We start from the raw sequence: 26,608 nt of genomic DNA on the forward strand, positions 1-26,608 counted from the left end.
CATGGCAAACCTCGATCCGACGCCGGCCGCGCCGGCGCACCGTGAACCGGCGGCAGGAGCGGCCGTGGGGCCCGCGAAGGCGAGCGCGGCGCCGCCCGCCGTGCCGAGCGCTACGCCGCCCGCCGAGCCCGCGAAGGAGGCCCGCTGGGCCGCGCTGTTGCGCGCGTTGGGCAAGGCCGGCGCCATCGTCCGGCCCGCCCCGAAGCGCCGGCCCGGCTCGGGGCTGCCGGCGCGCAAGGTGATCCAGGTGCTCGTCTGGGCGCGCCGCGCCGTGCAGGCCGGCTGCCTCGGGCTGTTCCTCTACTTCCTGTTCCAGACGGGCTTCCGCGGCTCGTTCGCCTCCGCCGAGGCGCGCGTGCGCCTGCCGCTCCCCGTCGAGGGCTTCCTCCTCGCCGACCCGTTCGTCGGCGCGATGACCCTGCTCTCGACGCACACCGTCTACCGCGGCCTGCTCTGGTCGCTCGGGATCCTCGCGCTGACGCTCGTCTTCGGGCGCGTGTTCTGCGGCTGGATCTGCCCCTTCGGCACCCTCCACCATTTCTTCGGGTGGATCTTCCCGTCGCGCTACGGCAAGGGCGGCAAGCGCGTCGAGGCGAACAAGACGTACACGCGGCAGCGGGTGAAGTACTACCTGATGTACGCCTTCCTCGCGGCGAGCGCGACCGGCAGCGTGATCGGCGGGCTGTTCGATCCGATCTGCGTGGCGGTCAGGGCCATCGGCCTCGCCGTCATCCCGGCAGCGCAGTACGTCGCCGCCGTGGTGACCGGCTCCGCGGCCACGACCGGGAGCCGGCCGGTGCAGCTCGCCGCGGATCACGCGCAGGATTTCCTGGCCGCGAGCGTGTGGCAGACGAAGCAGTTCTACTTCCACCACACGTGGTTCGTCGGGATCCTGTTCGTCGCGATCCTCTTCATGAACCGCTTCATCCCGCGGTTCTGGTGCCGCGTGCTCTGCCCGCTCGGCGCGTTCCTCGGCGTGTTCGCGCGCTTCGCGCTCTTCGGGATGCAGAAGGATCACGCGAAGTGCACCGACTGCAACCTGTGCCTCGTGCACTGCCAGGGCGCCGACTCGCCCCAGGGCGGGGTGAAGTGGCGGCAGGACGAGTGCCACATGTGCCTCAACTGCGAGAGCGCCTGCCCCGAGGACGTCATCAAGTTCCGCTTCCTGCCGAACCGGAAGAGCGCCCTCGTGACGCCCGACACGGGCCGCCGCACCGCCCTCGCGACCGCCGCCGCCGGCGCGGTGATCATCCCGACGGCGCGCATCGCCGACGTGCTCGACGCGAACTACGACCACCGCGTGATCCGGCCGCCGGGCTCGGTCGAGGAGCGCGAGTTCCTGGAGCGCTGCATCCGGTGCGCCGAGTGCATGAAGGTCTGCCCCAACAACGCGATCCACCCCGCGTTCTTCGAGGCGGGCATCGAGGGGCTCTGGACGCCGATCGTCATCCCGCGCATCGGGTACTGCGAGCACTCCTGCGTCCTCTGCGGCGACGTCTGCCCGACCGGAGCGATCCAGAAGATCACCGAGGAGCAGAAGATGGGCGTCGGCCAGAAGCCGATCTCGATCGGCACCGCGTTCTACGATCAGGGGCGCTGCCTGCCGTGGTCGATGAGCGTGCCGTGCATCGTCTGCGAGGAGTTCTGCCCGACGTCGCCCAAGGCGATCTGGGTCGAGGAGGTCGACATCCCGAAGCGCGAGCCGGTGGCGGCCGAGCACGGCAAGGAGCCGCCGATGAAGATGGTCCACGTGCAGCGCCCGCACGTCGATCCGTCGCTGTGCATCGGCTGCGGCGCGTGCGAGAAGGTGTGTCCGGTGCAGGACAAGCCCGCGGTCTACGTGACAAGCGTCGGCGAGACCCGCTCGAAGACGAACGTCATCCTTCTCGAGGACACGGACTACAACAAGGCGTCTTGACCGCGCACGCCGGCTCCGCGCGGCGGGACCACGACAGGAGGCAGCTCGGGTGCGCACGCTTCGCTTCTACGGAACCTTCTCGCTCGCCGCGCAGCTGGCGCTCGCGGCGCTCGCCGGCTGCGGCGAGCGGTTCACGGCGGCCGGCGCGAGCGCCACGTCCACGTCGTCGAGCGGCGGCGAGGGCGGCGCCGGCGGCGACGGGGGCGGGGGCAGCGGGGGAGGCGGGGAAGGCGGGGGCTCGGCCTCGTCGTCCGCCGCGTCGGGCGGGGGCGGCGAGGGCGGGTGCGGCGCGTGCAGGGAGGGGGAGTTCTGCACGGCCAGCGAGACGTGCGTCTCGTGCGCGGCCCGCGGCGGCGCGCTGTCGTTCGGCGCGCTCTCGGAGATCGAGGTGATGGGGGCGATGCCCGCGTTCCCGCGCGTGCGCGCGGAGTCCGGAGAGGGTGAGGCGACGCTCCGGCTCGTCTACACGGCGAAGTTCGGATCGGACGACACGAAGATCGCCACGGCCACCGGGCGGCCCTGGACGGCCGGCGAGGTCGTCGCGAGCTTCCTCGTCGACGCCGAAGGCCAGGAGTCGGGCCCGCTCCTCCTGCCCCTGGACGCGCCCTCGCCGCGGGGCGGCTTCCCCGCGGGCTCGCTGCTCTTCGATCGCCTCCCCACCGCGCCGGGCAGCCTCCCGCAGCTGCTCGTCGCGGATGGGATCGAGGCGACCCAGGCGGACGCGCTCCCCGCGCTCAGCCCGGACGGGGGGAGCCGCTCGGTGGCGGTCGCCCACGGGCAGCGGCCCTCCTACCGGTACTGGTTCATGACCAGGCAGCAGGACGCCGGCGGGACCGCGAGCCGGCTCGTCACGAGGCGCGCGGAGGACGCGGAGGTGCAGGTGCTGGACATCCGCCTGCCAGGCGACTGCCCGGCGCAGGGAGACGACCTCGCCCCGTGGGTGACGCCCGACGGCCGCCTGCTCTTCTTCCAGGCGCGCTACAGCGCGCGCGGCGAGTGCGCGGCGGCGTCGGTGCTGCGGAGCTTCTACGTGGCGCTCGGGGACGACGGGCTGCCCGTGGACGATCAGCCGGCGAGGATGCTGCTGCCCAACCTGACCCCGAGCGTCGCCCTCATGACGCCGTCGCTGTCCCCGGACGAGTGCACGCTCTACCTGGCGTCCGACAGGGACGGGCAGCAGAAGCTCTACGCCGCCTCTCGGCGGTAGGCGGCGCGGCGAGCAGGCCCCCACCTCGGGCCTGCAGCCGCGCGGGTAGGCAGCGGCTCACTGCGCGCGGAAGCCCTCGGCGGGGCGGAGGCGCGCGGCGTAGAGGCTGGGGACGATCGTGGCGGCGAGGCAGATGAGGATGGCGATGCAGCCCGTGATGATGAACTCCTGCGGGCGCGCCTGGACGGGGAGGCGGGAGATGAAATAGACCTTCGGGTCGAGCGGGAAGCCGTAGACCAGGAGCCCCTTGCACACCGCCACGCCGAGCAAGAGGCCCAGCGTGGTGCCCGCGACGCCGATGATCCCGCCCTGGTAGAGGAAGATGCGCAGGACGGCGCCGTCCGTCGCGCCCATCGCCTTGAGGACCGCGATCTCCTTCTTCTTGTCGAGCACCACCATGATCAGCGTCGCGATCACCGTGAACGCGGCGACAACGATGATGAGCGCCAGCACCGCGCTCATGCCGATCTGCTGGATGCGCAGCGCCGTGAAGAGCCCGTGGTTCAGCTCCTCCCAGTCCATCGTGTAATAGAGCCCGCTGCCGAGGAGCTTGCTGATCTCGCGCGCGATGCCGCTCGCGCTGTCGATGTCGTCGACCTTCATCTCGACGCCGGTCACCGTGTCGCCCTGGTCGTAGAACGCCTGTGTCTCGTAGAGATCGGCGTACGCCAGCTTGGTGTCGTACTGCTCGAAGCCGGCCTCGAAGATCGCGATGACCCGGAATCGCTTGGCGACCGGCGGCTTGATGGCGCCGTTCGCGAACGAGAAGCCGATCGTGGGCGAGGTGACGGTGACGCACTGGCCGAGGTCGAGCGACAGGTTCTTCGCCAGCGCGGCGCCGATCACGATGCCCGGCATCCTGGCGATCTGCTCCTTGTCGGCGCAGGGGTCCGGATCGACCTCGGGCGGCAGCTCGTCGTCGTCGGGGAGGACGCTGCCATAGCCGCCCTGCGGCTCGATCGCGCCCCGCGGGGCGCCCTCATCGATCGCGACCTCCGCCTCGTCGGCCCCGGCGCCCGGCGCGCCTTCCGCCTCGGCCGCGCGCGCCGCCGGGGGCGCGAGCGCGGCGTCGCGCGCGGCCGCGGCGCGCTCGTCCTCGAGGATCCGCGCCTCGTAGGCCTTCAGCAGATCGATCTCGGCGCCCGCGTCCGGCGCGAGCGCGGCCGAGGATGACGGCGCGCCGGCGTCCGGCGTGAGGAGGGGGACCTCGGGCAACGACGGCACGGCGCGCTCGGCGGGCTTCGAGCCAGGGCGCCGCAGCCCGGCGAGATCGCCGCCCGGGAGGATGTGACGGGGCAGGTCGAGCACGGCCGTGGAGGCGCCCTCGGCCCCCACGCCGAGGCTCCTGGCCGGGTCGACCCCCTTGACCAGGACGCCGGTCGCCGTCGCGTCGCCGTGCGTCAGCATCATGGGGTTGATGCTGAACGGCGCGACGCCGACGACGCCGGGGACCTTGGAGACCTGCTCCATGATCGAGCGGTACTCACGGAAGTCCGTCGAGTACTTGATCACCAGGACGTGCGCGTTGACGCCCAGGACCTTCTCGCGGAACTCCGCCTGAAAGCCCCCGGTCACGCTCATCACGGTCGCGAGCGCCGCGACCCCGAGCGCGACCCCGAGGATCGCGAACGTGGTGCCGACCGAGATGAACGCCCGCTTCTTGGAGCCGAGATATCGCAGCGCGACCTCGATAGGGTAGCTCATCGCGGTGCCCTCCTAGCAGAACGCGGCGCGCGCGGCACGCTGGGCCGCCATCGTCGGCGGCGGGCCGACGCGCCGCCGTCGACGCGCGCTCGCCGCGGCCTTTCGCGCGCGGGGTCCGCATGATCTCGCTTCCCGGACCGAACGCCTGCTAGAATCCAATCCTGTCGCAGCTGCCGGCATGTGGCGTGCACTTCTGCCCGCGAGCCTTTCATGAGCGCCACCAAAAACGAGCACCACACCGCGCGCAGCAGGGTCTTCAACGCCGAGGAAGGCGCGCTCGAGGAGCCGCCCCCGTCGCGCCCCAAGAGCGCGGCGGGCGGGCCTCGCTCGTCCGGTGTCGCGCCGTCCTCCATGGAGCCGAGCGGCGCAGACGACGACGTGCCGGTGGAGGTCGAGGTCCGCCCTTCGTCGAGGCCCTCCAGGGCAGGGTGGGTCGAGGGGCCCGCGAGCGAGGTGCCGCCGAGCTTCCGGGCGCCGCCGCCGCTGCGCCAGATGGCCCCGCGGTTCGGGCGGCCGAGCGAGCCCGACGCCGACGAGATCAGCGGGCGAACGAGCCCGGCGCCGATCAGCGAGGGGGAGCCTTCCCTGGAGATCCCGCCGCCGGACGAGGTCGAGCCGCGCGAGCGGCGGCCGCCGGGCGCCAAGGACCCTTACATCGGGACGACCTTCGATCACCGGTACAAGATCGAGCGGCTGCTCGGCGAGGGCGGGATGGGGTTCGTCTACCTCGCCCGCCACAAGGTCATCGACAAGCGCGTCGCGGTGAAGGTGCTCCGCGCGGAGCTCGCCAGGGACCGCGAGATCTTCGAGCGCTTCGTGCAGGAGGCCCGCTCCGCGTCGAGCATCGGCAACCCGCACATCGTGGACATCTCCGATTTCGGCGACCTGCCGGACGGCTCCACGTACTTCGTCATGGAGTACCTGGAAGGCGTGAGCCTGGCGCAGCTCATCGACTCGCCGAACGAGCTGCCGATGGAGCGCATCTGTCACATCGCGCTGCAGCTGTCCGCGGGGCTCGCCGCCGCGCACGACGCCGGCATCATCCACCGCGATCTCAAGCCGGACAACGTCTTCGTCGTCGCCCGCGGCAGCGATCCGAACTTCGTGAAGATCCTCGACTTCGGGATCGCGAAGGTGTCGACGAGCACGACGACCAAGCTGACGCGCGCCGGCGCGGTGTTCGGGACGCCGCACTACATGTCCCCGGAGCAGGCCGCGGGGGCGCCCATCGATCACCGGACCGACATCTACTCGCTCGGCGTGATGCTCTACGAGCTCGTGAGCCGCCAGCTCCCGTTCAACGCCGACAACTTCATGGGGATCCTGACGCAGCACATGTACAAGGCGCCGGTCCCCATCCGCGCGCTCGTCGGCGGCCCCGACTGCCCGCCCGGGCTCGAGGCGGTGATCCTGAAGTGCCTCTCCAAGAAGCCGGAGTCGCGCTACCAGACCATGGGCGATCTCCACGCCGACCTCGAGCAGGTGAAGTGCGGGGGCGTGCCGGGCGCGGTGGCGGAGATGATGGCGCGGTCGGGCGGCTTCAACGTGCCGCACGATTACTTCAAGACCTCGAAGGTGATCGTCCCCGCGACGCCGCCGTCGCCCCCGCGCTCGCCCTGGCCCCGCTACGTGTGGGTCGCCGGGGCGGCGGCCGCGGTGGGGATCGTGACGGCGATCTTCGTCATCGGCGCGAGCGGGTCGGCCAGGGACAACGCCCAGAAGGCGCAGAAGCCGCCTGTCGAGGCGCCCGCGAGGCCGGCGCCCCCCGAGCCGCCGCCGGTCCAGAAGACGGTGGTGGCGCTGGCCGCGGTGCCGGAGACGGCGGTCGGCTACCGCAACGGCGTGGAGCTGAAGCTGCCGGCGAGCATCGACGTGGAGCAGGGGCAGACGGTCACGATCGACATCCGGGCCGAGGGGTACCAGCCCAGCACGGTGGTGCTCGACGGCACCGAGCCGAGCAAGCTCGTGAAGCTCGAGGCCGACGAGAAGAGCGGTCCGAAGGTGAGGCCCGGGGCGGGACGGCCGCCGGCGGCGCCGACGACCCGGACCCCCAAGAACCCGGATGTCCGGGACCCCTGGGCTCACCCGAAGAAGTGAGCGTGCGCTCGGCGGGGGCCCTGCTCGCCGTGCCCCGTGATAAGCCGCAGGCGTGACCCGGATCGATCACCTCATCGAGGCCGTCCCCGAGGACGTGCTCGGCATCTGTCGCCGCCTCCGCGAGCGCGGCAAGCGCGGCTGGATCGTGGGCGGCTGCGTGCGCGACCTGCTCCGCGGGCAGGACGCCAAGGACTGGGACGTCGCGACCGACGCGCGGCCGGAGGAGGTCGTGGCCGCGTTCCGGAAGGTGATCCCGACCGGGATCCAGCACGGGACGGTGACCGTCCTCGTGCGCGGCGTGCCGTACGAGGTCACGACCCTGCGCGGCGACGGGACCTACAGCGACGGCAGGCGGCCGGACCGGGTCGAGTTCGTGGACGACATCACCGCCGATCTCGCGCGGCGGGACTTCACCATGAACGCCATCGCGATCGATCCGGTGGACGGGCACCTCATCGATCCGTTCGGCGGGAGGAGCGATCTCGAGGCGAAGATCATCCGGGCGGTCGGGGATCCGGCCGAGCGGTTCGCCGAGGACGGGCTGCGGGTGCTGCGCGCGGCGCGCTTCGCCGCGACGCTGGAGGGCACGCTGGACCCGGAGACCGAGCGCGCGATGGGCACCGCGCGGTCGCACCAGACGTTCCGCTGCGTGAGCGCGGAGCGGGTGCGCGACGAGTGGCTGAAGGCGATGCGCGCGCGCCGCCCGAGCGTGGCGTTCGAGATCATGCGCCGGACGGAGCTCTTGGCGATCACCTGCCCGGAGATGATCGAGTCGGTCGGGTGCGAGCAGAACCGATGGCACGCCTACGATGTGTGGGGGCACGCGATGGCCTGCCTCGACGCGTGCAAGCCCGAGCCGATCCTCCGCGTGGCGGCGCTGATGCACGACATCGGGAAGCCGAGGACGCGCGAGTTCTCCGACAAGACGAAGGACTACACGTTCTACGAGCACGAGCGGGTCGGGGCCGAGATGGCCGAGCCGATCCTCACGCGGCTCCGCTTCTCGAACGACGAGCGCGCGCGGATCGTGGCGCTCATCCGACACCACCTGATCTGCTACGACGACACCTGGACGGACGCGGCGGTGCGCCGCTGGCTGCGCCGGGTGACCCCGGGGCTGGCGCCGGATCTCTACGAGATCGGCTTCGCCGACGCGCTCGGCAAGGGGCGCGACGCGAGCGAGGACATCGCCACGATCGGGCGGCTCCGGGAGCGCGTGGACGCGCTGCTCGCCGCGGGCGCGGCGCTCTCCGCCAAGGATCTCGCCGTGAACGGCAATCGATTGATGAAGGAGCTCGGCATTCCGCCGAGCCGGCTCGTCGGCGAGCTCCTGGAGCGCCTCGTCGAGCTCGTCACCGAAGAGCCCGAGGCGAACACGCCCGAGCGCCTGATCGCGGCGGCGCGCGAACTCGTCGCCTCGAAGAGCGCAGTCTAGCGCTCCCCCCCCGCCGCAGAGCTGCGGTTCACGTCGCCGAGCGGCCGAGGGGAGGCGTCAGGATGGCTGTGCGCCGCGCTCGCTGCGTGTACCCGAGGGTGGTCTCGCAGGGCTGCCCCGGGGCCGCCTCGTCGCGCGGCGCTCCGGTTCACCCGCCCTCGGCCATGTCCTCGCTCCTTTGGTGAGCCTGTCCCAGAGGGCGAGTCGAACGGTCGTGGACAAGGTACCTGGACCGACAACGGTGGTCGGTTGTCTACCTCATGTCGGTCTAGATTATTTCATGCCGATCGCGTCCACTGGGACGTGAGTCTGGTAACGTCGGTCGTTGCGCATTGTCGCGTTCCCCAATCTGGAGGTCAATTTGAAGCTCTCGACGAAGACGCTTGTTGGGCTGGTTGGTCTGGGTTTGCTTGCGGCGGCGGCAGCCATCGGTGGGTGCTCCGGCGGGGGTGGTGATACGAACCCCGGCAACAGCGGCTCTGGAAGCGGCAGCGGCGGCAGCGGGAGCAGCGGCGAGACGTCCGGGAGCGGGCTCGGGGACGGCGGTGAGTTCGATGTCGGCTCAGGGACCGGGGACAGGGACGCGGGGCTCAACGGCGATACGGCGTGCGTCGCGACCCGATTGCAGGCCGATTACCAGCAGCGCCCGGCCGACATCATCTTCATCATCGACAACTCGGAGAGCATGAAGGACGAGATCAACAGCGTCCAGCGGAACATCAACCAGAACTTCGCCTCGATCATCGCGGCGAGCAAGGTCGATTTCCGCGTCATCATGCTCTCGAGGCACGGCAGCTCGGACGTGGAGCAGTCGGTCTGCATCGAGGCGCCGCTCGGCAGCGGGAGCTGCTCGCCGGTCCCATCGGCCCCGAACACCAATCCGCCGCACTTCTACCAGTACAACCTGGATATCAGCAGCCTCGACTCGCTCTGCATGGCGATCGACACGCTGAACGGCGCGATCCAGCCCAGGGGAGAGACCGCGTCGCCCGGATGGTCGCAGTGGCTGCGCGAGGAATCGCTCAAGGTGTTCGTCGAGATCACGGATGACGGCGTCGACTGCACGACCAAGTCGCTCGGCGCGAGCAAGACGCTCGTCGACGAGGGGGCTGACATCAAGCTTTACGACCTCGACGACGATGAGCCAGCGAACAGGAACGTCGCCGGCGGCACCCTCTCGGCAGAGACCTTCGACGCGGCCCTCACGGCGGTCGCGCCGCAGTTCTTCGGCTCGAAGGACGCGCGCAACTACAAGTTCTTCAGCTTCGTGGGCATCAAGGAGAACGACCCAATCAACGCCCCCTGGCCGCCGGAGGCGCCAGCCACCTGGGAGCAGTGCCGGCCAGACTCGGTCGATCCCGGGACGACCTATCAGGTCCTCAGCGTCATGACCGGCGGGCTGAGATACCCGATCCAGCAGCACGCCACCTACGATGCCGTGTTCCAGGCCATCGCAGACAGCGTGATCTCGGGCGCCAAGCTGTCGTGCGAGATCGAGGTGCCCAAGGCGCCGGACGGGCACTCGATCGACCTGAAGACGGTGCAGATCGAGTTCACGCCGAGCGACGGCGGGCAGAAGAAGATCTTCTCCCAGGTGACGAGCCCGGAGGAGTGCGCCGGGGCGTCCTCGTCCTTCTACATCGAGGAGGGGCAGATCAAGCTGTGCGAGGACACGTGCGCCATGGCGGCGCAGGACAACACCGCGGGCATGGAGCTGCTCTACGGCTGTTCGGTCAACCCGGACTGAGCGAGGAGGCGCTCCCGGGCGCGACACCCCGGGAGCGCCGCCATTGCGGGGCGTCCGGCCGAGCGAGCCCTCCCCGTGGAGGGATCGCGGGAGCCAGGCGCCCGCGCCTGCTACCCTGCGCGAGAGGCAGATGCGGGTCGATGTGGCGTGCCGTGCCGGCCACGGCGGGAGCGAAGAGCCCGAGACGGTCACCCTGGGGGAGCGCCGCGTGCGGGTGACGGAGATCCTCGACCGGTGGCCCGGGGGCGATCACCTCTACTTCAAGGTGCGCGGGGACGACGGCGCACGGTACATCCTGCGGCGAGACTTCGAGATCCTCGTCTGGGAGCTCGAGGTCTATGAGGCCGCCGAGGACGAGAGGGGGACCGGTCAGGGGTAGACTGGCCGGCCGCGCACGAACGCGCGTTGGACGCTCGCGACGGTCGCGACGGTCGCGTCGGACGCGAAGACGAGGTGGTTCAGCGTCCCGGCCTCGCCGAGCACGTGCTCGGGGAAACGCACGGCGATGAAGTCCGCCTCCTTGCCGACGTCGAGGCTGCCGACGGCGCGGCCGAGGCCAACGGCGTCGGCGGTGCCCTGCGTGGCCATGACGAAGAGATCCGCCGGGGTCAGGCGGTCGCCGAGGCAGAGGGCGTTGTCGAAGGCGCTCGACATGCCGCGGCGCATGTCGAAGCTGCGGCCAGCGCCGACGTCGCTGCCCAGCCCGACCGGGACCGCGCGCGCGCGCGCGTCGGAGAGGCGCATGCGGCCGCTGCCCAGGAAGAAGTTCGAGTCGGGGCAGTGGACGACCGAGGAGCCCGTCTCCGCGAGGCGGTCCCACTCGCGCGGCGAGAGGTGGATGGCATGCGCGAGCAGGGCGCGCCCGGTGAGCAGGCCGACGCGGTCGTAGACGTCGACGTAGTCGCGCGCCCAGGGGTGCGCGCGCAACGTGGCCTCGCCCTCGGCCGGGTTCTCGGCGACGTGCGTCTGCACGAGGAGGCCGTGATCGCGCGCGAGCCGCGCGGCCGCCTCCATCAAGGGACGGGAGCAGCTCGGGGCGAAGCGGGGGGTGATCGCGAACTCGAGGAGGCCGCCGCCCTCGCCGTGCCAGCGCTGCACGAGATCGCGGGCGGCGGGGATGGCCTCGTCGTGAGGGACGCGGAGCGCCTCCGGGCAGCTCTGGTCCATGAGCGTGAGGCCGGCGATGCCGCGCAAGCCGGCGGCCGAGAGGGCGCGGAACAGCCGGTCGGTCGCGCCGGCGCACGAGCTGGAGAAGACGACGCAGGTCGTCGTGCCCGACGCGAGCAGCCGGCCCGTGAACTCGCCGGCGACGAGCGCGGCATAGGCCTCGTCGCGGAAGCGGGCCTCCTCGGGGAAGACCGACCGATCGAGCCAGTCGAGCAGCGGGCCGCTGGCGCTGCCGATGATGCGCGTCTGCGGGAAATGGACGTGCGCGTCGATGAAGCCCGGCATCAACACGGCGGGCCGCAGGTCGAGCACCGGCCCGGGGAACGCGCCCGGGGCGAACGGCGCTGCCTGGGCGATCCGACCGTCGTTGCCGACCACGAGCAGCGCGTCGTCGATGAATCGGACCCGAGCGCCGTCCGGCGACGCGGGGATCGGGGTGAGCAGGCGACCGCGGTAGGCGCGCGGCGACTCCAGCGGCCGCGCGCTCATCGGATGGCGATCTCGCTCCGGCGGGCCCAGCCCATGAGCAGCTCGCCCCCGCCGTTCTTCATGACGAGGGCCCACGCGCCCGCCTCGCGCACGATCATCACGACCTCGCCCGCGGCGATGGCGCCGACCCGGGTGCCGTCCGCCCGCGGCTCGTCGAGCAGCGTGATGCCGCGCGAGGCGATGCCCGCCTGGAGGCGCGCGGGCGCGCCCGGGTCGTCCTCGTCGTCGAAGGCAGGGCCGTCGTCGTGAGGGGATGGCCGCTCGTCGGAGCCAGGATCGTCGTCGAACGGGAAACGAGGGTGGACCTGTGCGCGCCGGTCCGCCGGGGAGCGCCCGTCGAGGAGGTGCGCGAACCGGCCAGCGCTCTGCATCGGCGAGCGATCGCCGGCGACCGCCCGGAACACGACCGGCGCCGTCGGGAGCAGCACGACGACGGCGGCGGCGAGGAGCGCGAGCCCGGTCAGCCGATCGAGCTGGCGCGCGCGCGGCGGGGCTGGCGCGGCGCCCGGCGGCTCCGCCCGGGCAGCGAGGCGCGTGCCGGCGTGCTCGGCGCGCACGTCGCGGGGGCCAGGCGAGGCGCCCTGTCCGGCGGGGGGGTGGTCCATCAGCGCAGAGGATACGCGCTGCGGTGAGCGCGGTCGACTGCGCGGCGGCGCGAGCTCCGATGACGCTCGACCCGCCGCGCCGGCGAGCGCGTCAGCGGACCTCGCGCGGCAGCGGGGCGGCGGCAGGATCGCCGGTGACGGCGCGCTCGGCGGGGACGCCGATCGTGGCGCCGTGGTCCGCGCAGCAGCGGAAGCCCTGCTGGTAGAACATGTGGTTCTCGTCGTGCGAGCGGGTCGAGGGGCGGCAGCGCGTGCGGACAGGGCCCCAGTAGCCGCCCTTCAGGATGGAGGGGCGCTCGCCCTCGCGGACGGAACGGGTCCACTCATCGATGTTGCCGGTCATGTCGTAGACGCCGAAGGGGCTCCGGCAGCGGGGCTGGAGGCCCGCCGCCATGCCCTGCCAGAGCCGGTCCATCTCGGCCATGGCCGCGGGGCCGCCCCGCGGGCGCAGCGCGGTCTCGATGTACGGGCGCCATGCCTGATCGACGACGCAGGCTTCAGGCTCGCGGACGTAACCGTAGGGGTAGGGGCGCGCCTCCTCGCCCTCGCAGGCGAACGTCCACTCGGCCTCGTCGCAGAGGCGCTTGCCCTCCTCGGCGCAGAGCTCGCTCGCCTCGTAGAACGAGACGAGGATGAACGGATAGACGCCCTTCTGGTTGGGGTACTCGTAGCGATCCATGCAGAAGTGCATGGGCTTCGTGTCGAGGTCCTTCGACATCGAGAGCCACTTCTCGCGATCGAACTCCGCGCACCGCTCGGGGTAGCTCCTGCTGATCCAGTGCTTGCAGGTGGTCCGCTGCATCTCGTCGATGGAGCGCAGGTCGCCCTGGGCCTTCGGGGCGGGGTCGAGCTTCATGAGGCCGGAGACCTCGACCATGCCCGTCGGGCAGGTGCCGCGGGTGCCCTCGATCTGGTCGGTGGCCTCGCGCGACTCGGCAGGCGACGAGGCGATCTGCCAGTGGCGATCGCGCACGAGGCGCCACTCGAACCGGAGGCGCCGCGGCAGCGAGCCCGTGATGGCGCCCGCGCCGAGCGTCAGCGGCACCGACGGCGCCTCCGCGAGCCGCACCACGAGCAGCGCGAGCGAGGCGAGGCCCAGCGCGAAGCCGACGGCGACGGCGGCGCGCAGCGCCCTCGCGCGGGGAGGCGCGGGCTTCCGCGTCGAAGGGGCGAATCGGTGCATGATCCCTCGCAGTAAACTCTACTGCGAGGGAGACTCGAAGGCAGACAACTTTCCGCGGAGCCGCCCGAGGTCGGCCTCGAAGCGCCGGTCGCCGGACAGGTCGCGGGTCTCCCGGGGATCGCTCCCGAGATCGAAGAGGAGCAGCCGGTCACGCTTCTTTCGCTCGATCACGAGGAGCTTGAGCTGCCCGTCGATGACCGCGGCGCGGCGGGCGGTGCGGGCGAACACCGGTCCTCGGGGCGCGCGCTCGCCCTGGCCATGGCCGGCGGCGATCGCGGCCAGGGAGGCGCCTTCGACGGCCGTGGCCTCCGCGCCGCCGACGTCGAGGACGGTGGGCGCGATGTCGACCGTGCTCACCGGGTGCGGGTAGCGGCCCGGCGCGGCGCCGGGGAGGGCGATGACGAGGGGGACGCGGATCGCCTCCTCGTAGAGCTCGACGCCGTGCCCCACGGGGCCGTGCTCGCCGAGCCCCTCGCCCTGCGAGCCGTGGACGATGACCGCCGTGCGGCCGGCGCGGGGGCCCCTCGCCACGGCGTCGAGCAGGGCGCCGAGCTGCCGGTCGACGTAGGCGATCTCGCCGTCGTAGGCGGCGGTCCTGCCGGCGCCGAAGCGGATGCCGGGGTGGGCGAGGTAGCGCTCGTGGGCGTCGAAGAGGTGGAGCCAGAGGAAGATCGGCTGGGCGCGCTGGGCAACCCCATCGAGGAGCGCGATGGCCTTCTCGACCGCGAGGTGGCCTGTCGCCTCGCGCTCGGGGTGGGCGTCGCCGTAGACGGTCTCGAAGCGGTCGAACCCCTGATCGAAGCCGCGCTCCTGGCTGATCCACGTGAACGAGCTGACCGCGGCGGTGAGGTAGCCGGCGCGCTTCATGCGCTCCGCGAGGGTGTCGTTCTCGGGCAGCAGCGTGGGCCACTCGCGGCGGTCGCGCGCCGCTCGGTTGAGGCGGCGGCCGGTGACGAGCGGCGAGATGGCCCGCTGCGTCTCGCTCGAGGCGGCGTAGGCGCGCTCGAACAGCACGCCGCGGGCCGCGAGCTCGGCGAGCCGCGGGCTGGTGTCGCGGCCGTAGCCGTAGGCCGACGTGTGGTCGGCGCGGACCGTGTCGAGCGTGACGAGGAGGACGTCGGGGCGCGCCGGCGCGGCGGCGGGCGCGGGGGACGCAGGCGTGGTCCCGGCGGGGGCGATGGTCTTCGTCAGGACGGCCGGGGTGACCGCGCCGCCCTCGTCGCGCCCGGCGGGCGTGGCGGCGGCGCGCACGTGCGCGGCCGCCGTGGCGCCGGCAGGAGCGGCAGGCGCGGCGCCGGCGAGAGCGGTCGGCGCGGCGGCAGGCGGGGCGCCGGAAGCGGCGGCAGGCGGGGCGCCGGCGGCCGCGGTCGTCTGCGCGCCGGCAGGCGAGCCCGCGACGGCCCCGGCGGGCAGGGGGACGGCGCCCTGGTGGGCCCCGTCGCTGCAGTCCTGATCGATGCCGTCGCCCGGCGTCTCCGGTGCGCCGTGATACCGGGTGGGATCGCCCTCGTCGCAGTCGAGGCCGCCGAAGTGCGAGCCCATCCCGTCGCCGTCGCGATCGGTCCACTGCTCGAGCGCGCTGAAGAGGGTGGCCGCGAGCCCGCCGCCGGCGCGCACGGCCTGGCCGAGCGGGGGGAACGACTCGATCCGGGCGGTCGCGGTCATGAGGACCAGGGCGGCGAGCGGGACGCCCGCGATTCCGGCGATGCGGCCGACGGCCGCGCCGAGGTCGACGCTCGAGACGAGCGCGGTCGCCACGAGCGCGATGGCGCCGTCGACGATGGCGGCGCGCACGGCGGCCCCGGCGTCGCCTGTCGTGCTGGCCGCGTGGGCGGCGAGCGGAGCGAACGCGGCGACGAGGGGCACGACGCCGATGGCCGTGCCGGCGATGGCGAGGAGCCACGGCTTCACGCCGCGGGCGGCGAGGCGATCGCCGAGCGCGACGAGGCGCTGGGTGACGAGCGCCGCGGCCACGACGCCGGCGAGGCCGAGGACGCCGAAGGTCGCGCCGGCGAGGCCTCGGTGGTGGGTCGTCGCCTTGAGGAGGGCGGCGAGCGCGGCGAGCACCGGAAAGGCGACGCCGATCCAGAGCGCGACGCGGAGGACGGCGAGCCGCTCGCCGCCGGCGCCGACGATGCCGCGGAAGCCGCGGCCGGCCGCGCGCGAGAGGATGAGCGCGAGCGTGACGAGCGGGAGCAGGACGGCCGTCCCGACGAGGAGCCCGTCGAGGAAGGACGCGCCGGCGCGAGCGGTGCGCAGCGCGGTCGGCACGGCGGAGAGCGAGGCGACGCCGAGGCCGAGCACGCAGGCCTCGCCGAGGCGGGTCGTCCAGGCGCTGCGGCGCGGCTGCGGAGGGGCCGACCGCCCCGGCGGGGGGACGGACCGCCCCGGCGGCGCGCTCTGCCGGGCGGGCGGGCCGCTCTGCGATCGCGGCGGGACGCTGTCATGAGCGCCGGCGGCGCTCGGCGGCGGCGGGGGACCTGGTTCGGCGGTGATCATGGGCACACAGGGGGGGAGGGCCGCGCGGGCGCCTCGCGAGGGCCTGTCGCGCCTGGCCGCGAGGTCGTGCGCCCTGGAGAACGGGGCCTACCATCGGTGTACCGGGTCGCAAAGTATCCTGCGGGAGCGGACGAGCCGGGGGGCGCCGGCGGCCGGCAATCCGGAAGCGACGCGCTCGGCGTCGAGGCTGCGCCACGCGAAGCCGGCACGATGGCTGCACGGGTGCGCCGGGGCCCGCGCGGCGCCTGGCACGTGCCCGCTGGCGGGCTCCGCGCGGGTACGGCACGATGGTGGAGCCGTGTCGCTCCCCGCGCGCAAGCTCGCCACGATCGCGGATCTGCTGGCCGTCCCCGAGGCGCAGCGCTTCCACGAGATCATCGACGGCGAGCTCGTCCCGAAGGCGATGCCTTCGCCGAAGCACGGCGGCGCCCAGGCATCGCTCGCCGGGATCGTGTTCCGCCCCTACAACCGGCGGCCCGGCGGTCGCTGGCCAGGAGGGTGGTGGTTCGCCACCGAGGTCGAGGTGCAGCTCGAGGAGCACGAGGTCTACCGTCCCGACGTGGCGGGCTGGCGGCGTGAGCGCCTCCCCGAGCTGCCCGAGAAGACGCCGATCGTCGTGCGGCCCGACTGGGGCTGCGAGGTGCTGAGCGTCTCGAACACGCGCAACGATCTCGTGAAGAAGATGCGCACATACCACCGGTGCAAGGTGCCGCATTCCTGGATCGTGGATCCGATGAACGAGGTGCTCACCGTGCATCGCTGGATGGATGACGGGTATCTGAACGTGCTCACGGCAGAGCGGGGCGAGCGCGTCAGGGCAGAGCCGTTCGACGCGATCACGTGGTCCGTCGGGGCGCTCTTCGGGGACGACCCGGACGAGGACGAGCAGTAGAGCGGCGTCTCGACGCCTGGTCCGGACGGCGCAACGGCGGACTGCCTTCGGCGACGAGCCCCGGTGTCGTCTGCGGCGAGGGCACGGGATGAGCGCAAGGTCGTTGCGCTCCCTGGCATCCGACCGGAGCTAGAAGAGCAAGGAAGAGGCCGTCGGCAGGCACTCCGGGCTGAGCGCCCCGGGGAGCACGCCGAGCGGCCGCAGCCGAGCTTCGACGGATGCAGCCTGCATGGGCAAATGCTGAGCTGGCGGGCCGCTCTGCGTGAGGCTCACGACCGGCGCGCTGGCTCGGCGAGCCAGCGGACCAGCGCGTCGCCCTCGAGCTCGAGCAGCGTGTCCTCGACCTCGCCCGGACCGAGCGCGCGCGCCCGCTCGAGGATCGAGCGCTCCTCCTCGGTGGTGGGTCGCCGCCCGACCCGCCGCGCGAAGAGGCGGCCGAGCAACTCGGCGATCGCCTCCTCACGGCCCTTCAACTGTCCCCTCTGCTCGGCCTCGATGATCATCTCGCCGATGATCGGCGTGCGCCGGAGCAGCCCTTCCTCCATGTCCTCCACCATCGTGACGAGCTCCTTTTGCAGATTGTGCCCCCAGGGGTCGATGGTCGCCAGTACCAGGAACGCCGTGTACAGCTCCGCCCGCTCCTCGCCGGCCACCGTCTGCGCGTGAATCTGAGCGATGACCTCCCGCATCGCCTTCGCGGTCGCGTCCCTGGCGAGCGGCGCGAACGCCAGCCACAGCACGCTGCCGCGCGCTCGGAGCTCGGCGACCGTGCGTTGATAGACCGCGTCGATGCGGAAGTGCGTACCGCTGAACCGCCGTTCCGGCCAGGCCGTTCGGAGCACGCCGGTCACAGGCAAGCGCCGCCTGCCGCCGGAAAGGACCACGGCGACGCTCTCGATGGGCGGCACCGGCTCGCGGGGCGCTTCGATGCGCAGCGCGGCGAAGAGGAAGCCGAGGTACTCGAAGACCTGAGCCGGAACCTCGTCGCGCAGCGCGAAGCAAAACTCGACGTGCAGCACGCGCAGCGTGCCGTCGATGCGAAGGCGCAGCGCCTTGTCCATGCGACGTTCGAGCTTGGTGACCTGGGTATCGATCCAGCCAAGGACCTCGACGGAGTGGCCTTCCGGGGTGAAGGCGCGCGCAAGCTCCTCGGGTCGCCTCCGGGCGATATGGCGTAATGTGATGTCGGCATCTCCCATGCAACGCGCCTTGCGCAGGGAGCGTGCCAGGGGGTGGAGGGCCAAAAGTGACGGCATCCTCGCGTGTCTCGTGCGCTGCGGGGGTGGCGGCGCCATGGCGGACCGCCGCCCCGCGTCCGGCGGGACGGCGCAACGGCGGACACCGTCGGAGATGTGCGCTGGCGCCGCCGCGACGCCGGTTCTCCTTGCCCAGGCCCCCCCGGCGACTTGTATCGTCGCCACGACGCTGCCCTTGCTTCATCAGCCGCCCTGTCCTTCATCCCCGTTAAGGAGCTCTTCATGACGCTGCTGCGACGCCGCGCTTCCGTCTCCGCGCTGATCTTGCTCGCCGTGTCCGCCTGCGGAGACGACGATGGGGTGAGCGAGACAGGGCTGTCGTGCGGTCCAGGCACGAAGGCGGCCGACGGCGTGTGTTTGCCTTCGGCGACGATCCCCGGTGTCGTCTGCGGCGAGGGCACCGAGGACGTCGACGGCGTGTGTGTGCCTTCGGCGACGGGCCCCGGTGTCGTCTGCGGCGAGGGCACCGAGGACGTAGGCGGGGAATGCGTCCCGACCGCGCTCCAGCCCGGCCATTTCCTGAGCCCGCTGGTGCAGCTCCAGAGCTTGCACGAGGTCGGGAGCCACACGGATGAGGTCCGCGTCCGCGACGATGACTTGCTCCTCAATTGTAGCTACACATTCAACGTCATCGACGCGGAGGACCCCGCCGACATGGAGGTGCTCGCGGGGGGGCTCAAGCACACCATCCCCGGCGACACCCGTACGCCCGGCTGCAAGCACCTCGCGTGGGACGATGATCTCGTCTTCACCACGCACCTCGGCAACATCCGGAACCCGGCCTTCCTGAGCGGCTGGGACATCAGCGATCCCGAGGCCCCGGTGCAGCTCGCCGTCCTGCAGGAGGAGGGGATCAGCTACGAGGGAGTCGACGTCGCGAACCACAACATCTTCGTGGGGCTGCACGGAGATGGGCTCGGCGTCTACCGCTACGACGGCGCGGTCGGGTTCACGCGGGTCGGCAGCCTGGGTGGATTCACCAATGCGTGGGGGGTCGCGGCGCGCGACAACCATGTCTTCGTCGCCGACGGCGTGGACGGGCTCGTCACGGTCGACGCGACGGACCCGACGGCGCCGGTGGAGCTCGGGCGCGTGGCGACCGGCGGCCAGGCGAAGGGCGTCGTCGTGGACGGCGATTTCGCTTATGTGGCGGCGGGCTCTGCGGGCGTCGCCGTCGTCGACATCTCCGACCTCGCGCGCCCTGTCGTCGTCGGTCGCGCCGAGATGCCCGGGACCCCGCTCCGCCTGGCCTACTCCGAGCGCCGCCTCTTCGTCGCCGCGTGGAACGACGTGCGCGTGTACGACGTGTCCACGCCCGCCGCCCCGACCTTCATCGCGGCCGTGCGCATCCCGAGGGCGTTCGAGTACGAGGATCCGGATCGCGAGCTCCCCACGATGCGCACCTTCGGCGTCGCCGCCCGGGGTCAGGACGTGTTCATCGGCACCTGGGAGAACCCGTATTCCTACCGCCTCGAGCCGGACCGCCTCGCGCCCAACATCCGTCTCCCGGAATCCTCCGCGCGGATCGATTTTGGCCCGGTCGCGGTCGGGGACAGAAAGACGCTCCCGCTCGAGGTCACGAACCAGGGGACGGCGCCGCTCACGCTGGTGGACAGCTGGGTCAGCGGCTCCGCGTTCAGCGTCGAGCCGCGCCAGGCCCGGATCGCGCCCGGCGAGACGATCGAGCTCAACGTGACGTACCTCGCCTCGGCGACAGACCAGGAGATCGGCTATCTCCACATCACCTCGGATGACCCCGCGGCCCCGGTGCGGAAGAGCTATCTCGTCGGCAACGCGCCCGGCGTGAGCGTCGGGGCGCCCCTGCCCGCGACAACGGGCACGATGCTGGACGGCACGACATGGACCTCGGAGGAGTCGGCAGGGGGCGTGCTTCTTCTCACCTACTTTGCCACCTTCTGTCCGGTCTGCGCCAACCACCTGCCGGACACCGAAGCGCGGTTCTGGCTGAAGTACAAGGACCAAGGCCTGCAGATCGTCGCCCTCAACCCGAGGGAGCCGGTCGATCAGATCGGCCAGGTGCAGGCGTATTGCGACAACATCAAGGTCAGCTTCCCGGTCGGGCTCGAGGAGACCGCGAGCACCTACGCCGCCGTGACGTCCAATTTCCCCGGCCCCAACCCGTTCCCGGTCGACGTGATCGTCGGCAAGGACGGCATCGTCCGGTACGCCAGCCACGAGTACGACCCCGATGCCATGACGGCGGTCATCGAGCAGGCGCTGGCCGAATGATGAAGCGCGCGCTGCTCCTGGTGGTCGCGCTGATTGCGTCCGGTTGCGATGGAGGCGGCGGCTCGACCAGCGGGGCGGGGGACGCCGGCGGCGGCGCAGCGGCGGGCGGCGGCGCCGGAGGCGGCGGCGCAGCGACCAGCGGCGGTGGCGACGGTGGTGGCGGCGGCGCGGCGGGAGGCGGCGGCGCGGCGGGCGGCTCCGGCGCCGGCGGCGCGCCGGCGGGTCCGGGTGTGACCGGCGTGCTCGCGGACGAGGCGGGACAGCCCATCGGCGGAGCCACCGTGCTGTTTTGCAATACAGCGGTCTGCTACTCGGACCGATCGAGGGCGGATGGTCGCTTCACCTTTCAGTGCGACGCGGAGCCCCCGGTCGACTTCGTTGTGAAGTCGATGGAAGACGCGGGGACGACGCCGCGCCGGGGAACGACCATGTTCCCGCTGCGCTTCACCGACGCGGTCACCGTCGACGCGGGAGTGCTCTTCGTGCCGCACCTGCCCGCGGGCGCCGTCCTTGGGCCGAGCAGCGACGATCCGCAGGTCCTGGAGGTCGGCGATGGCCTCCAGCTCACCGTGAACCGCGCCGCGCTCGAGACGCCGCTCGGCGAGGCCCTCCACGACATCGCGGCCCGGAGGATCCCGCCGGAGCGCGTGCCACCGCTCCCGGATCTCGGCGGGGAGGAGATCGTGGCTGTCTACGCGCTCTACCCGTTCGCGACGACCAGCGACGCGCCCGTCGGGGTTCAAGTCCCCTCGGATCTGGCGCCCGGGACGCGCGTGAGCATCCGGAGCATGAGCGAGTACGACGGCAGGCTCTCGGCGTCGGTTGCCGGTGAGGCAGACGGCTCGTTCATCAGGACGTCGCCTGGCTCCGGGATCGACGAGCTGACCTGGCTCGTGATCTCCAGGTAACCAGGTAACGCGCGTGCGCTCTCCCGGGCTTCTCCTCGAGCCAGGCGCCCAACGACCTCTTTTATGCGATCTTCCGCGCCTTCTATCTCGTCGGTCACATGACCGACATGACCGACGTGACCGACATGGCCGACATGGCCGACATGGCCGATGGGACGCGGCGGCTCGAGGCGCGCGCGGAACCCGCTTGACGCTCGTCGCGCCCGCAAGCTATGTTCCCCGCATGTCCCGCGCGCTCCCCGCGTCCTGCGCTCGCCGCTGTTCCGAGGCCTTCGTCCTCGGCGGCGCGTCGTGCTCGGCCGTCGAGGTGGGTGCGTGCGTGGCAGGGCTGCGCTGGTGGCGCTGGTGCTCTACCAAGGCGGGCCCTTACCACGGGTAACGCGCCTCCCTGCGGGGAGGACGACCTGAAGGAAAGAAGAAAGAGGGCCCGCCGAACAACGGTGGGCCTTTTCGTTTTTGTCCGCTATGCAGGGCGCCGCAGCGCGACGCCCGAGTCCCGAGGACCCGTGTCTGCCAGAACAGCCGTGAAGATGAGGAGAGAACCATGATGCATGCAGTCATCGATGCGCTCTGCGCCGGCGTCGACCTCTCCGCGGAGCAGACCGAGGCGCTGTTCCGCGACCTGATCGCCGGGGCGCTGACGGAGATCGAGCTCTCCGCGCTGTTCGTGGCGCTCAAGGCGAAGGGCGAGACCCCCGCCGAGATCGCGGGCGCGGCGCGCGCGCTCCGGGGGACGTCGGTGCCGTTCGCGCGGCCGGATTATGCCTATGCCGACTGCTGCGGCACCGGCGGAGACGGGCAGTCCACCGTGAACGTGTCGACGGCCGTCGCCTTCGTCGCGGCCGAAGCAGGCCTGCCGGTCGCCAAGCACGGCAACCGCTCGGTCTCCTCCCAGTGCGGCTCCGCCGACGCGCTCGAGGCGCTCGGCGCCCGGCTCGACCCGCCGGCCGAGGTCTCGCGCCGCGCCCTCGATGAGGTCGGCTTCTGCTTCCTCTTCGCGCCGCAGTACCACGCCGGGCTCCGCCACGCGATGCCCGTGCGCCGCGCCCTCAAGGTGCGCACGATCATGAACCTGCTCGGCCCCCTCGTGAACCCGAGCGCGCCGCCGATCCAGGTGATGGGCATCTACGATCCGGAGCTCGTCACCCACGCCGCGCGCACGCTCGGCATGCTCGGGTGCCAGGCCGCGCTCGTCGTCCACGGCGGGGGGCTCGACGAGGTCGCCCTGCACGCCCCGACGCGCGCGGCCCGGCTCCGCGATGGGGTCGTCGAGGAGCTCTTGATCGACCCGGCCGACGCGGGGGTCTCGCCGGCGCCGATCGAGGCGCTCCGGGGCGCCGGCCCGGCGGCGAACGCGGCGTGGCTCCGCGACCTGCTCGCCGGGCGCGGCGCGCCCGCGCACCGCGACGCCGTCGCGATCAACGCCGGCGCGCTGCTCTGGATCGCCGGGCGCGCCGAGGGGCTGCGGGAAGGGACGGCCCTGGCGCTCGACGCGCTCGGCTCCGGGCGCGCGGCGGAGCGGCTCACGCGCTTCGTGGCGCTGAGCCGGGACGGGGCCCAGGAAGCGCGGAAGGAGGCGAAACATGGCTGAGCAGGGCAATGTGCTCGCGCGCATCGTGGAGCGGAAGCGGGCGGACGTGGCGGAGCGCGAGCGGCGGACCCCGCTGGCCAGCCTCCGGGCGAGCGCGCCGCCCACCTCGCGGAGCCTCCGGCGCGCGCTCTCCGCGCCGGGCGCGCGGTTCGTCCTGGAGTGCAAGAAGGCCTCCCCGTCCGAGGGCCTCATCCGGCCGGATTTCGACCCGCACGCCGTCGCCGCCGCGTACTACGGCGTCGCCGACGCGGTGAGCGTGCTGACCGACGAGCCCTTCTTCCAGGGCAGCTTCGAGATCCTCCAGGCCGTGCGCGCGGTCGTGGACGTCCCGATCCTCTGCAAGGACTTCGTCGTGACGCCCTACCAGGTGATCGAGGCGCGGGCGAACGGCGCGGACGCGATCCTGCTCATGCTGTCGGTGCTGGACGACGCGACCGCGCTCCTCTGCCTGGGCGCCGCCGAGGCGCTCGGCATGGACTGCCTCGTCGAGGTCCACGACGAGGCGGAGCTCGAGCGCGCGCTCGCGCTGCCCGCGCCCGTGATCGGCATCAACAACCGCGATCTCAAGACGCTCAAGGTCGATCTCGCCGTCTCGGAGCGGCTCGCCCCGCGCGTGCCGCGCGATCGCATCGTCATCGCGGAGTCGGGCGTCGAGTCGCGCGCCCACGTGGAGCGGCTCGCGCCCTCGGTGGACGGGTTCCTCGTCGGCACGTCGCTCATGCGCAGCCCCGACATCGCGGACGCCGCGCGCGCGCTGGTGACCGGCAGGGTGAAGATCTGCGGCCTGACCCGGCCCGGGGACGCGCGCGAGGCGGAGCGGCTCGGGGCCCGCTTCGGCGGCCTCGTCTTCGCCGAGACCTCGCCGCGGCGGGTGACGCGCGAGCAGGCCGAGATCCTGGTCGCCACGGCCGCGGGGCTGCCCTTCGTCGGCGTTTTCCTCAATCAATCCATAGACTTCGTCGCGGATACGGCGCGGGCGATCGGGCTGCGCGCCGTGCAGCTCCACGGCGACGAGGACGCCGCGTTCATCGAGGCGCTGCGGCGCGCGCTCCCCGAGGGGTGCGAGGTCTGGAAGGCGGTCCCGATGGCGCCGTCCGGGGAGGCGGCCAGCGCGGGCGGCGAGGCGGGCGCCGCGGGCGCGGGCGGCGAGGCGCGCGACGACGGCGCGGGCGCGGAGGTCGAGCGCAGCGCCGATCGGCTGGTATTCGACACGCGCACGGCGGAGGCGCGGGGAGGCACGGGGCGGACGTTCGCCTGGAGCGCGATCGACGGCCACCCGGCGCGCGCGCGGAGCCTGCTCGCGGGCGGGCTGAACCCGGACAACATCGCCGCGGCGCGCCGGGTGGGGACGTGGGGGCTCGACGTGGCGTCGGGCGTCGAGCGCGCGCCCGGCGAGAAGTGCGCCGACCTGCTCGTGCGCCTGTTCGACAGCGCGCGCGGCCCGTCGCGCCACGACCGTGATCCCGCGGCCCCGGCGGACCGCGCCTCCCCCTGACGGCAGCTCTCACGACCCACAACGCACAACCGACGATCGAGGCAATCACCATGCAGCAAAGCGGCCGCTTCGGCGCCTTTGGCGGCGCCTATGTCCCGGAGATCCTCGTGCCCGCGCTCGAGCAGCTCGAGCGCGCGTACCTGGAGGCGCGCGGCGATCCGTCGTTCGCGGCGGAGTTCGACGCCTTGCTGACGACCTACGCGGGGCGACCGACGCCGCTCACCCTGTGCCGCAACCTGACCGGCGATCCGCGCGTGAAGCTCTACCTCAAGCGCGAGGACCTGCTCCACGGCGGCGCGCACAAGACGAACCAGGCGCTCGGCCAGGGGCTGCTCGCGCGGCGCATGGGCAAGCGGCGGCTCATCGCCGAGACCGGGGCCGGACAGCACGGCGTCGCGACCGCCATGATCGGGGCGCTGCTCGGCATGCCCACGCGCATCTACATGGGCGCGAAGGACGTCGAGCGGCAGCGGCTCAACGTCTTCCGGATGCGCCTCATGGGGGCCGAGGTGGTGCCCGTGACCTCGGGCTCGCAGACGCTGAAGGACGCCCTCAACGAGGCGCTGCGCTACTGGACCGAGAGCTACGAGGACACGCATTACCTGATCGGGACGGTCGCCGGGCCTCACCCGTTCCCCACGATCGTGCGCGATTTCCAGTGGGTGATCGGCCGCGAGGCGCGCGCCCAGATCCTGGAGGCCGAGGGGCGCTTGCCCGACGCGGTGGTCGCGTGCGTGGGCGGCGGCAGCAACGCCATGGGGATCTTCTCCGAGTTCATCCCGGACAAGGACGTGGCGCTCGTCGGCGTGGAGCCCGCCGGCCACGGCCTGTCGACCGCCATGCACGGGGCGACGCTCCTCAAGGGCCGCCCGGGGGTGCTGCACGGGTCGGAGACGTACATCCTCCAGGACGAGCACGGACAGGTCGCCGAGACGCACTCGGTCTCGGCGGGGCTCGACTACCCCGGCGTCGGGCCGGAGCACGCGCACCTCATGACGTCGGGCCGGGCGACGTACGTCGCGGCGACCGACGACGAGGCGCTCGACGCGTTCCAGCGGCTCGCGCGCAGCGAGGGCATCATCCCGGCGTTCGAGTCGGCGCACGCGATCGCGCACGCGCTGAAGATGGTGGCGGAGGCGGCGCAGGCAGGGCGCGAGGCGGTGCTCGTCGTGAACCTGTCGGGTCGCGGAGACAAGGACATGGAGCAGGCGCAGAGGCTGCTCGATCCCGGGAGGTCGACATGAGTCGGGAGACGGTGACGACGCGCTACGATCGCGCATTCGAGCGGCTGCGGCAGCGGGGCGAGGGGGCGTTCATCCCCTTCCTGATGCTGGGGGATCCGGACCTCGCCACGAGCGCGCGGCTGCTGCGCGCGGCCGTGGAGGGCGGCGCGGACGCGATCGAGGTCGGGATCCCGTTCTCGGATCCGATCGCGGACGGCCCGACGATCCAGGCCGCCGCCGTGCGGGCGCTCGAGGCCGGCGTGAGGCCGGGCGACTGCATCGAGCTCCTGGCGCGGTTCCGGGCGGAGGCGCCGGAGGTGCCGGTCGGCATCCTGACGTACGCGAACCTCGTGAAGCACCGCGATCTGGCGGGCTTCTACGCGTCGGCGGCCGCGGCCGGGGTCGACAGCGTGCTCGTCGCCGACGTGCCGGTGAGGGAGTCGGATCCGTACGTGGCGGCGGCGCGCGCCGCGGGGGTGGCGCCGGTGCTGATCGCGCCGCTGAACGCCTCGGAGGCCACGCTGCAGGGGCTCGCGGAGCGGTGCAGCGCGTACACGTACTGCGTGACGCGCAAGGGCGTGACAGGGGCGGACGAGCAGCTGCGCCTGGGCCACGGGGCGCTCTTCGAGACGCTGCGCCGGTTCGGCGCGCCGCCCGCGATCCTGGGGTTCGGCATCTCGAAGCCCGAGCACGTGCGCGACGCCCTCGCCGCCGGGGCGTTCGGCGTGGTCAGCGGGTCCGCGGTCGTGCAGCGGGTCTCGGCGAACGTCGGTGATCCCGAGGCGGCCGCGCGCGCCGTCGCGAGCTTCGTGCGCGAGATGAAGGCGGCGACGGCGCGCTGAGCGCGCCGGCCGGATGGCGCTCCACCCGCCGAGCCGGTCGGGTTCACGGCGGAGCGCCGTCGCTACCGCGCCCTGCGTGGTTCGCCTTTCGGGCGGCGGG

At 72.5% G+C, this 26,608-nt stretch carries 19 protein-coding genes; 13 read left to right on the plus strand and 6 right to left on the minus strand.

The window, feature by feature from the left end; genetic code table 11:
- Nucleotide 1: 1 nt before the first annotated feature.
- Together WMF22_RS06130 and WMF22_RS06135 are read left to right on the plus strand one after the other, a co-directional pair.
- On the plus strand, nt 2-1,918 hold the full coding sequence (locus WMF22_RS06130; protein ID WP_438035161.1) for a 4Fe-4S binding protein: 1,917 nt from the start codon (nt 2-4) through the stop codon (nt 1,916-1,918).
- A gap of 49 nt (nt 1,919-1,967) precedes the next feature.
- Entirely contained in the window at nt 1,968-3,125 is a 1,158-nt protein-coding gene (locus WMF22_RS06135; RefSeq protein ID WP_438035162.1) for a hypothetical protein, read from the plus strand.
- Nucleotides 3,126-3,182: 57 nt separating this feature from the next.
- Here WMF22_RS06135 and WMF22_RS06140 read toward each other — a convergent pair whose 3' ends face one another.
- On the minus strand, nt 3,183-4,829 hold the full coding sequence (locus tag WMF22_RS06140; RefSeq protein WP_437298167.1) for an ABC transporter permease: 1,647 nt from the start codon (nt 4,827-4,829) through the stop codon (nt 3,183-3,185).
- A 210-nt stretch (nt 4,830-5,039) separates the two neighbouring features.
- Here WMF22_RS06140 and WMF22_RS06145 point away from each other — a divergent pair, with 210 nt between their 5' ends.
- The 4 genes from WMF22_RS06145 (at nt 5,040) to WMF22_RS06160 (ending at nt 10,487) form a co-directional block, all read left to right on the plus strand.
- Nucleotides 5,040-6,926 (plus strand): protein kinase domain-containing protein, encoded by a 1,887-nt coding sequence (locus tag WMF22_RS06145; protein WP_437298168.1) that lies wholly within the window; start codon nt 5,040-5,042, stop codon nt 6,924-6,926.
- Between the two features lie 52 nt (nt 6,927-6,978).
- Nucleotides 6,979-8,361 (plus strand): CCA tRNA nucleotidyltransferase, encoded by a 1,383-nt coding sequence (locus WMF22_RS06150; RefSeq protein ID WP_437298169.1) that lies wholly within the window; start codon nt 6,979-6,981, stop codon nt 8,359-8,361.
- 361 nt (nt 8,362-8,722) lie between these two features.
- Nucleotides 8,723-10,108, plus strand: coding sequence for a hypothetical protein (locus WMF22_RS06155; RefSeq protein ID WP_438035163.1), 1,386 nt, complete (start codon nt 8,723-8,725; stop codon nt 10,106-10,108).
- Nucleotides 10,109-10,238: 130 nt separating this feature from the next.
- Nucleotides 10,239-10,487, plus strand: a complete 249-nt coding sequence (locus WMF22_RS06160) for a hypothetical protein (RefSeq protein ID WP_044964103.1) — start codon at nt 10,239-10,241, stop codon at nt 10,485-10,487.
- Here WMF22_RS06160 and WMF22_RS06165 read toward each other — a convergent pair.
- From WMF22_RS06165 to WMF22_RS06180, 4 genes are all read right to left on the minus strand, one after another.
- Complete coding sequence (locus WMF22_RS06165; RefSeq protein WP_437298171.1) at nt 10,478-11,764, minus strand: guanine deaminase; 1,287 nt, start codon at nt 11,762-11,764, stop codon at nt 10,478-10,480. The two genes, WMF22_RS06160 and WMF22_RS06165, sit on opposite strands and share 10 nt — an antisense overlap.
- Nucleotides 11,761-12,369, minus strand: a complete 609-nt coding sequence (locus tag WMF22_RS06170; protein ID WP_437298172.1) for an SH3 domain-containing protein — start codon at nt 12,367-12,369, stop codon at nt 11,761-11,763. Before WMF22_RS06170 ends, WMF22_RS06165 begins: the two co-directional genes overlap by 4 nt.
- Nucleotides 12,370-12,460: 91 nt before the next feature.
- Nucleotides 12,461-13,552, minus strand: a complete 1,092-nt coding sequence (locus WMF22_RS06175; RefSeq protein WP_437298173.1) for a formylglycine-generating enzyme family protein — start codon at nt 13,550-13,552, stop codon at nt 12,461-12,463.
- Nucleotides 13,553-13,570: 18 nt separating this feature from the next.
- Nucleotides 13,571-16,051, minus strand: a complete 2,481-nt coding sequence (locus WMF22_RS06180) for a sulfatase-like hydrolase/transferase (RefSeq protein WP_438035164.1) — start codon at nt 16,049-16,051, stop codon at nt 13,571-13,573.
- A 298-nt stretch (nt 16,052-16,349) separates the two neighbouring features.
- Here WMF22_RS06180 and WMF22_RS06185 point away from each other — a divergent pair, with 298 nt between their 5' ends.
- Nucleotides 16,350-16,943, plus strand: a complete 594-nt coding sequence (locus WMF22_RS06185; protein WP_438035165.1) for a Uma2 family endonuclease — start codon at nt 16,350-16,352, stop codon at nt 16,941-16,943.
- A 269-nt stretch (nt 16,944-17,212) separates the two neighbouring features.
- Here the strand turns inward: WMF22_RS06185 and WMF22_RS06190 are convergent, their stop codons facing one another.
- Entirely contained in the window at nt 17,213-18,142 is a 930-nt protein-coding gene (locus WMF22_RS06190) for a hypothetical protein (protein WP_438035166.1), read from the minus strand.
- A 279-nt stretch (nt 18,143-18,421) separates the two neighbouring features.
- On the opposite strand from WMF22_RS06190, the gene WMF22_RS06195 reads away from it, so the two are divergent.
- From WMF22_RS06195 to trpA, 6 genes are all read left to right on the plus strand, one after another.
- Nucleotides 18,422-20,449, plus strand: coding sequence for a redoxin domain-containing protein (locus WMF22_RS06195; RefSeq protein ID WP_438035167.1), 2,028 nt, complete (start codon nt 18,422-18,424; stop codon nt 20,447-20,449).
- The gene (locus WMF22_RS06200) at nt 20,446-21,357 is read left to right on the plus strand and encodes a hypothetical protein (RefSeq protein ID WP_438035168.1); all 912 of its coding nucleotides are present in this window, start codon (nt 20,446-20,448) and stop codon (nt 21,355-21,357) included. The genes WMF22_RS06195 and WMF22_RS06200 overlap by 4 nt, the downstream gene beginning before the upstream one ends.
- A gap of 547 nt (nt 21,358-21,904) precedes the next feature.
- A complete protein-coding gene (trpD, locus tag WMF22_RS06205; protein WP_438037242.1) occupies nt 21,905-22,948 on the plus strand; it encodes an anthranilate phosphoribosyltransferase in 1,044 nt (347 codons plus the stop codon).
- Nucleotides 22,941-24,443, plus strand: coding sequence for a bifunctional indole-3-glycerol-phosphate synthase TrpC/phosphoribosylanthranilate isomerase TrpF (trpCF, locus tag WMF22_RS06210; RefSeq protein WP_438035169.1), 1,503 nt, complete (start codon nt 22,941-22,943; stop codon nt 24,441-24,443). Before trpD ends, trpCF begins: the two co-directional genes overlap by 8 nt.
- A 50-nt stretch (nt 24,444-24,493) precedes the next feature.
- Nucleotides 24,494-25,687, plus strand: coding sequence for a tryptophan synthase subunit beta (gene trpB, locus WMF22_RS06215; RefSeq protein ID WP_438035170.1), 1,194 nt, complete (start codon nt 24,494-24,496; stop codon nt 25,685-25,687).
- A complete protein-coding gene (trpA, locus tag WMF22_RS06220; RefSeq protein ID WP_437298180.1) occupies nt 25,684-26,508 on the plus strand; it encodes a tryptophan synthase subunit alpha in 825 nt (274 codons plus the stop codon). Before trpB ends, trpA begins: the two co-directional genes overlap by 4 nt.
- The last annotated feature ends 100 nt before the right edge of the window (nt 26,509-26,608 follow it).

The sequence above is a fragment of the Sorangium sp. So ce204 genome, from assembly GCF_051526795.1.
Taxonomy (GTDB): domain Bacteria; phylum Myxococcota_A; class Polyangia; order Polyangiales; family Polyangiaceae; genus Sorangium; species Sorangium cellulosum_B.

What these genes read in the sequence shown, in the direction of transcription:
- WMF22_RS06130 (WP_438035161.1), top strand. Translation starts at nt 2, where the DNA reads ATGGCAAACCTCGATCCGACGCCGGCCGCGCCGGCGCACCGTGAACCG.
- WMF22_RS06140 (WP_437298167.1), bottom strand. Translation starts at nt 4,829, where the DNA reads ATGAGCTACCCTATCGAGGTCGCGCTGCGATATCTCGGCTCCAAGAAG.
- WMF22_RS06145 (WP_437298168.1), top strand. Translation starts at nt 5,040, where the DNA reads ATGAGCGCCACCAAAAACGAGCACCACACCGCGCGCAGCAGGGTCTTC.
- WMF22_RS06160 (WP_044964103.1), top strand. Translation starts at nt 10,239, where the DNA reads ATGCGGGTCGATGTGGCGTGCCGTGCCGGCCACGGCGGGAGCGAAGAG.
- WMF22_RS06165 (WP_437298171.1), bottom strand. Translation starts at nt 11,764, where the DNA reads ATGAGCGCGCGGCCGCTGGAGTCGCCGCGCGCCTACCGCGGTCGCCTG.
- WMF22_RS06170 (WP_437298172.1), bottom strand. Translation starts at nt 12,369, where the DNA reads ATGGACCACCCCCCCGCCGGACAGGGCGCCTCGCCTGGCCCCCGCGAC.
- WMF22_RS06175 (WP_437298173.1), bottom strand. Translation starts at nt 13,552, where the DNA reads ATGCACCGATTCGCCCCTTCGACGCGGAAGCCCGCGCCTCCCCGCGCG.
- WMF22_RS06180 (WP_438035164.1), bottom strand. Translation starts at nt 16,051, where the DNA reads ATGATCACCGCCGAACCAGGTCCCCCGCCGCCGCCGAGCGCCGCCGGC.
- WMF22_RS06190 (WP_438035166.1), bottom strand. Translation starts at nt 18,142, where the DNA reads ATGGGAGATGCCGACATCACATTACGCCATATCGCCCGGAGGCGACCC.
- WMF22_RS06195 (WP_438035167.1), top strand. Translation starts at nt 18,422, where the DNA reads ATGACGCTGCTGCGACGCCGCGCTTCCGTCTCCGCGCTGATCTTGCTC.
- WMF22_RS06200 (WP_438035168.1), top strand. Translation starts at nt 20,446, where the DNA reads ATGATGAAGCGCGCGCTGCTCCTGGTGGTCGCGCTGATTGCGTCCGGT.
- trpD (WP_438037242.1), top strand. Translation starts at nt 21,905, where the DNA reads ATGCATGCAGTCATCGATGCGCTCTGCGCCGGCGTCGACCTCTCCGCG.
- trpCF (WP_438035169.1), top strand. Translation starts at nt 22,941, where the DNA reads ATGGCTGAGCAGGGCAATGTGCTCGCGCGCATCGTGGAGCGGAAGCGG.
- trpB (WP_438035170.1), top strand. Translation starts at nt 24,494, where the DNA reads ATGCAGCAAAGCGGCCGCTTCGGCGCCTTTGGCGGCGCCTATGTCCCG.
- trpA (WP_437298180.1), top strand. Translation starts at nt 25,684, where the DNA reads ATGAGTCGGGAGACGGTGACGACGCGCTACGATCGCGCATTCGAGCGG.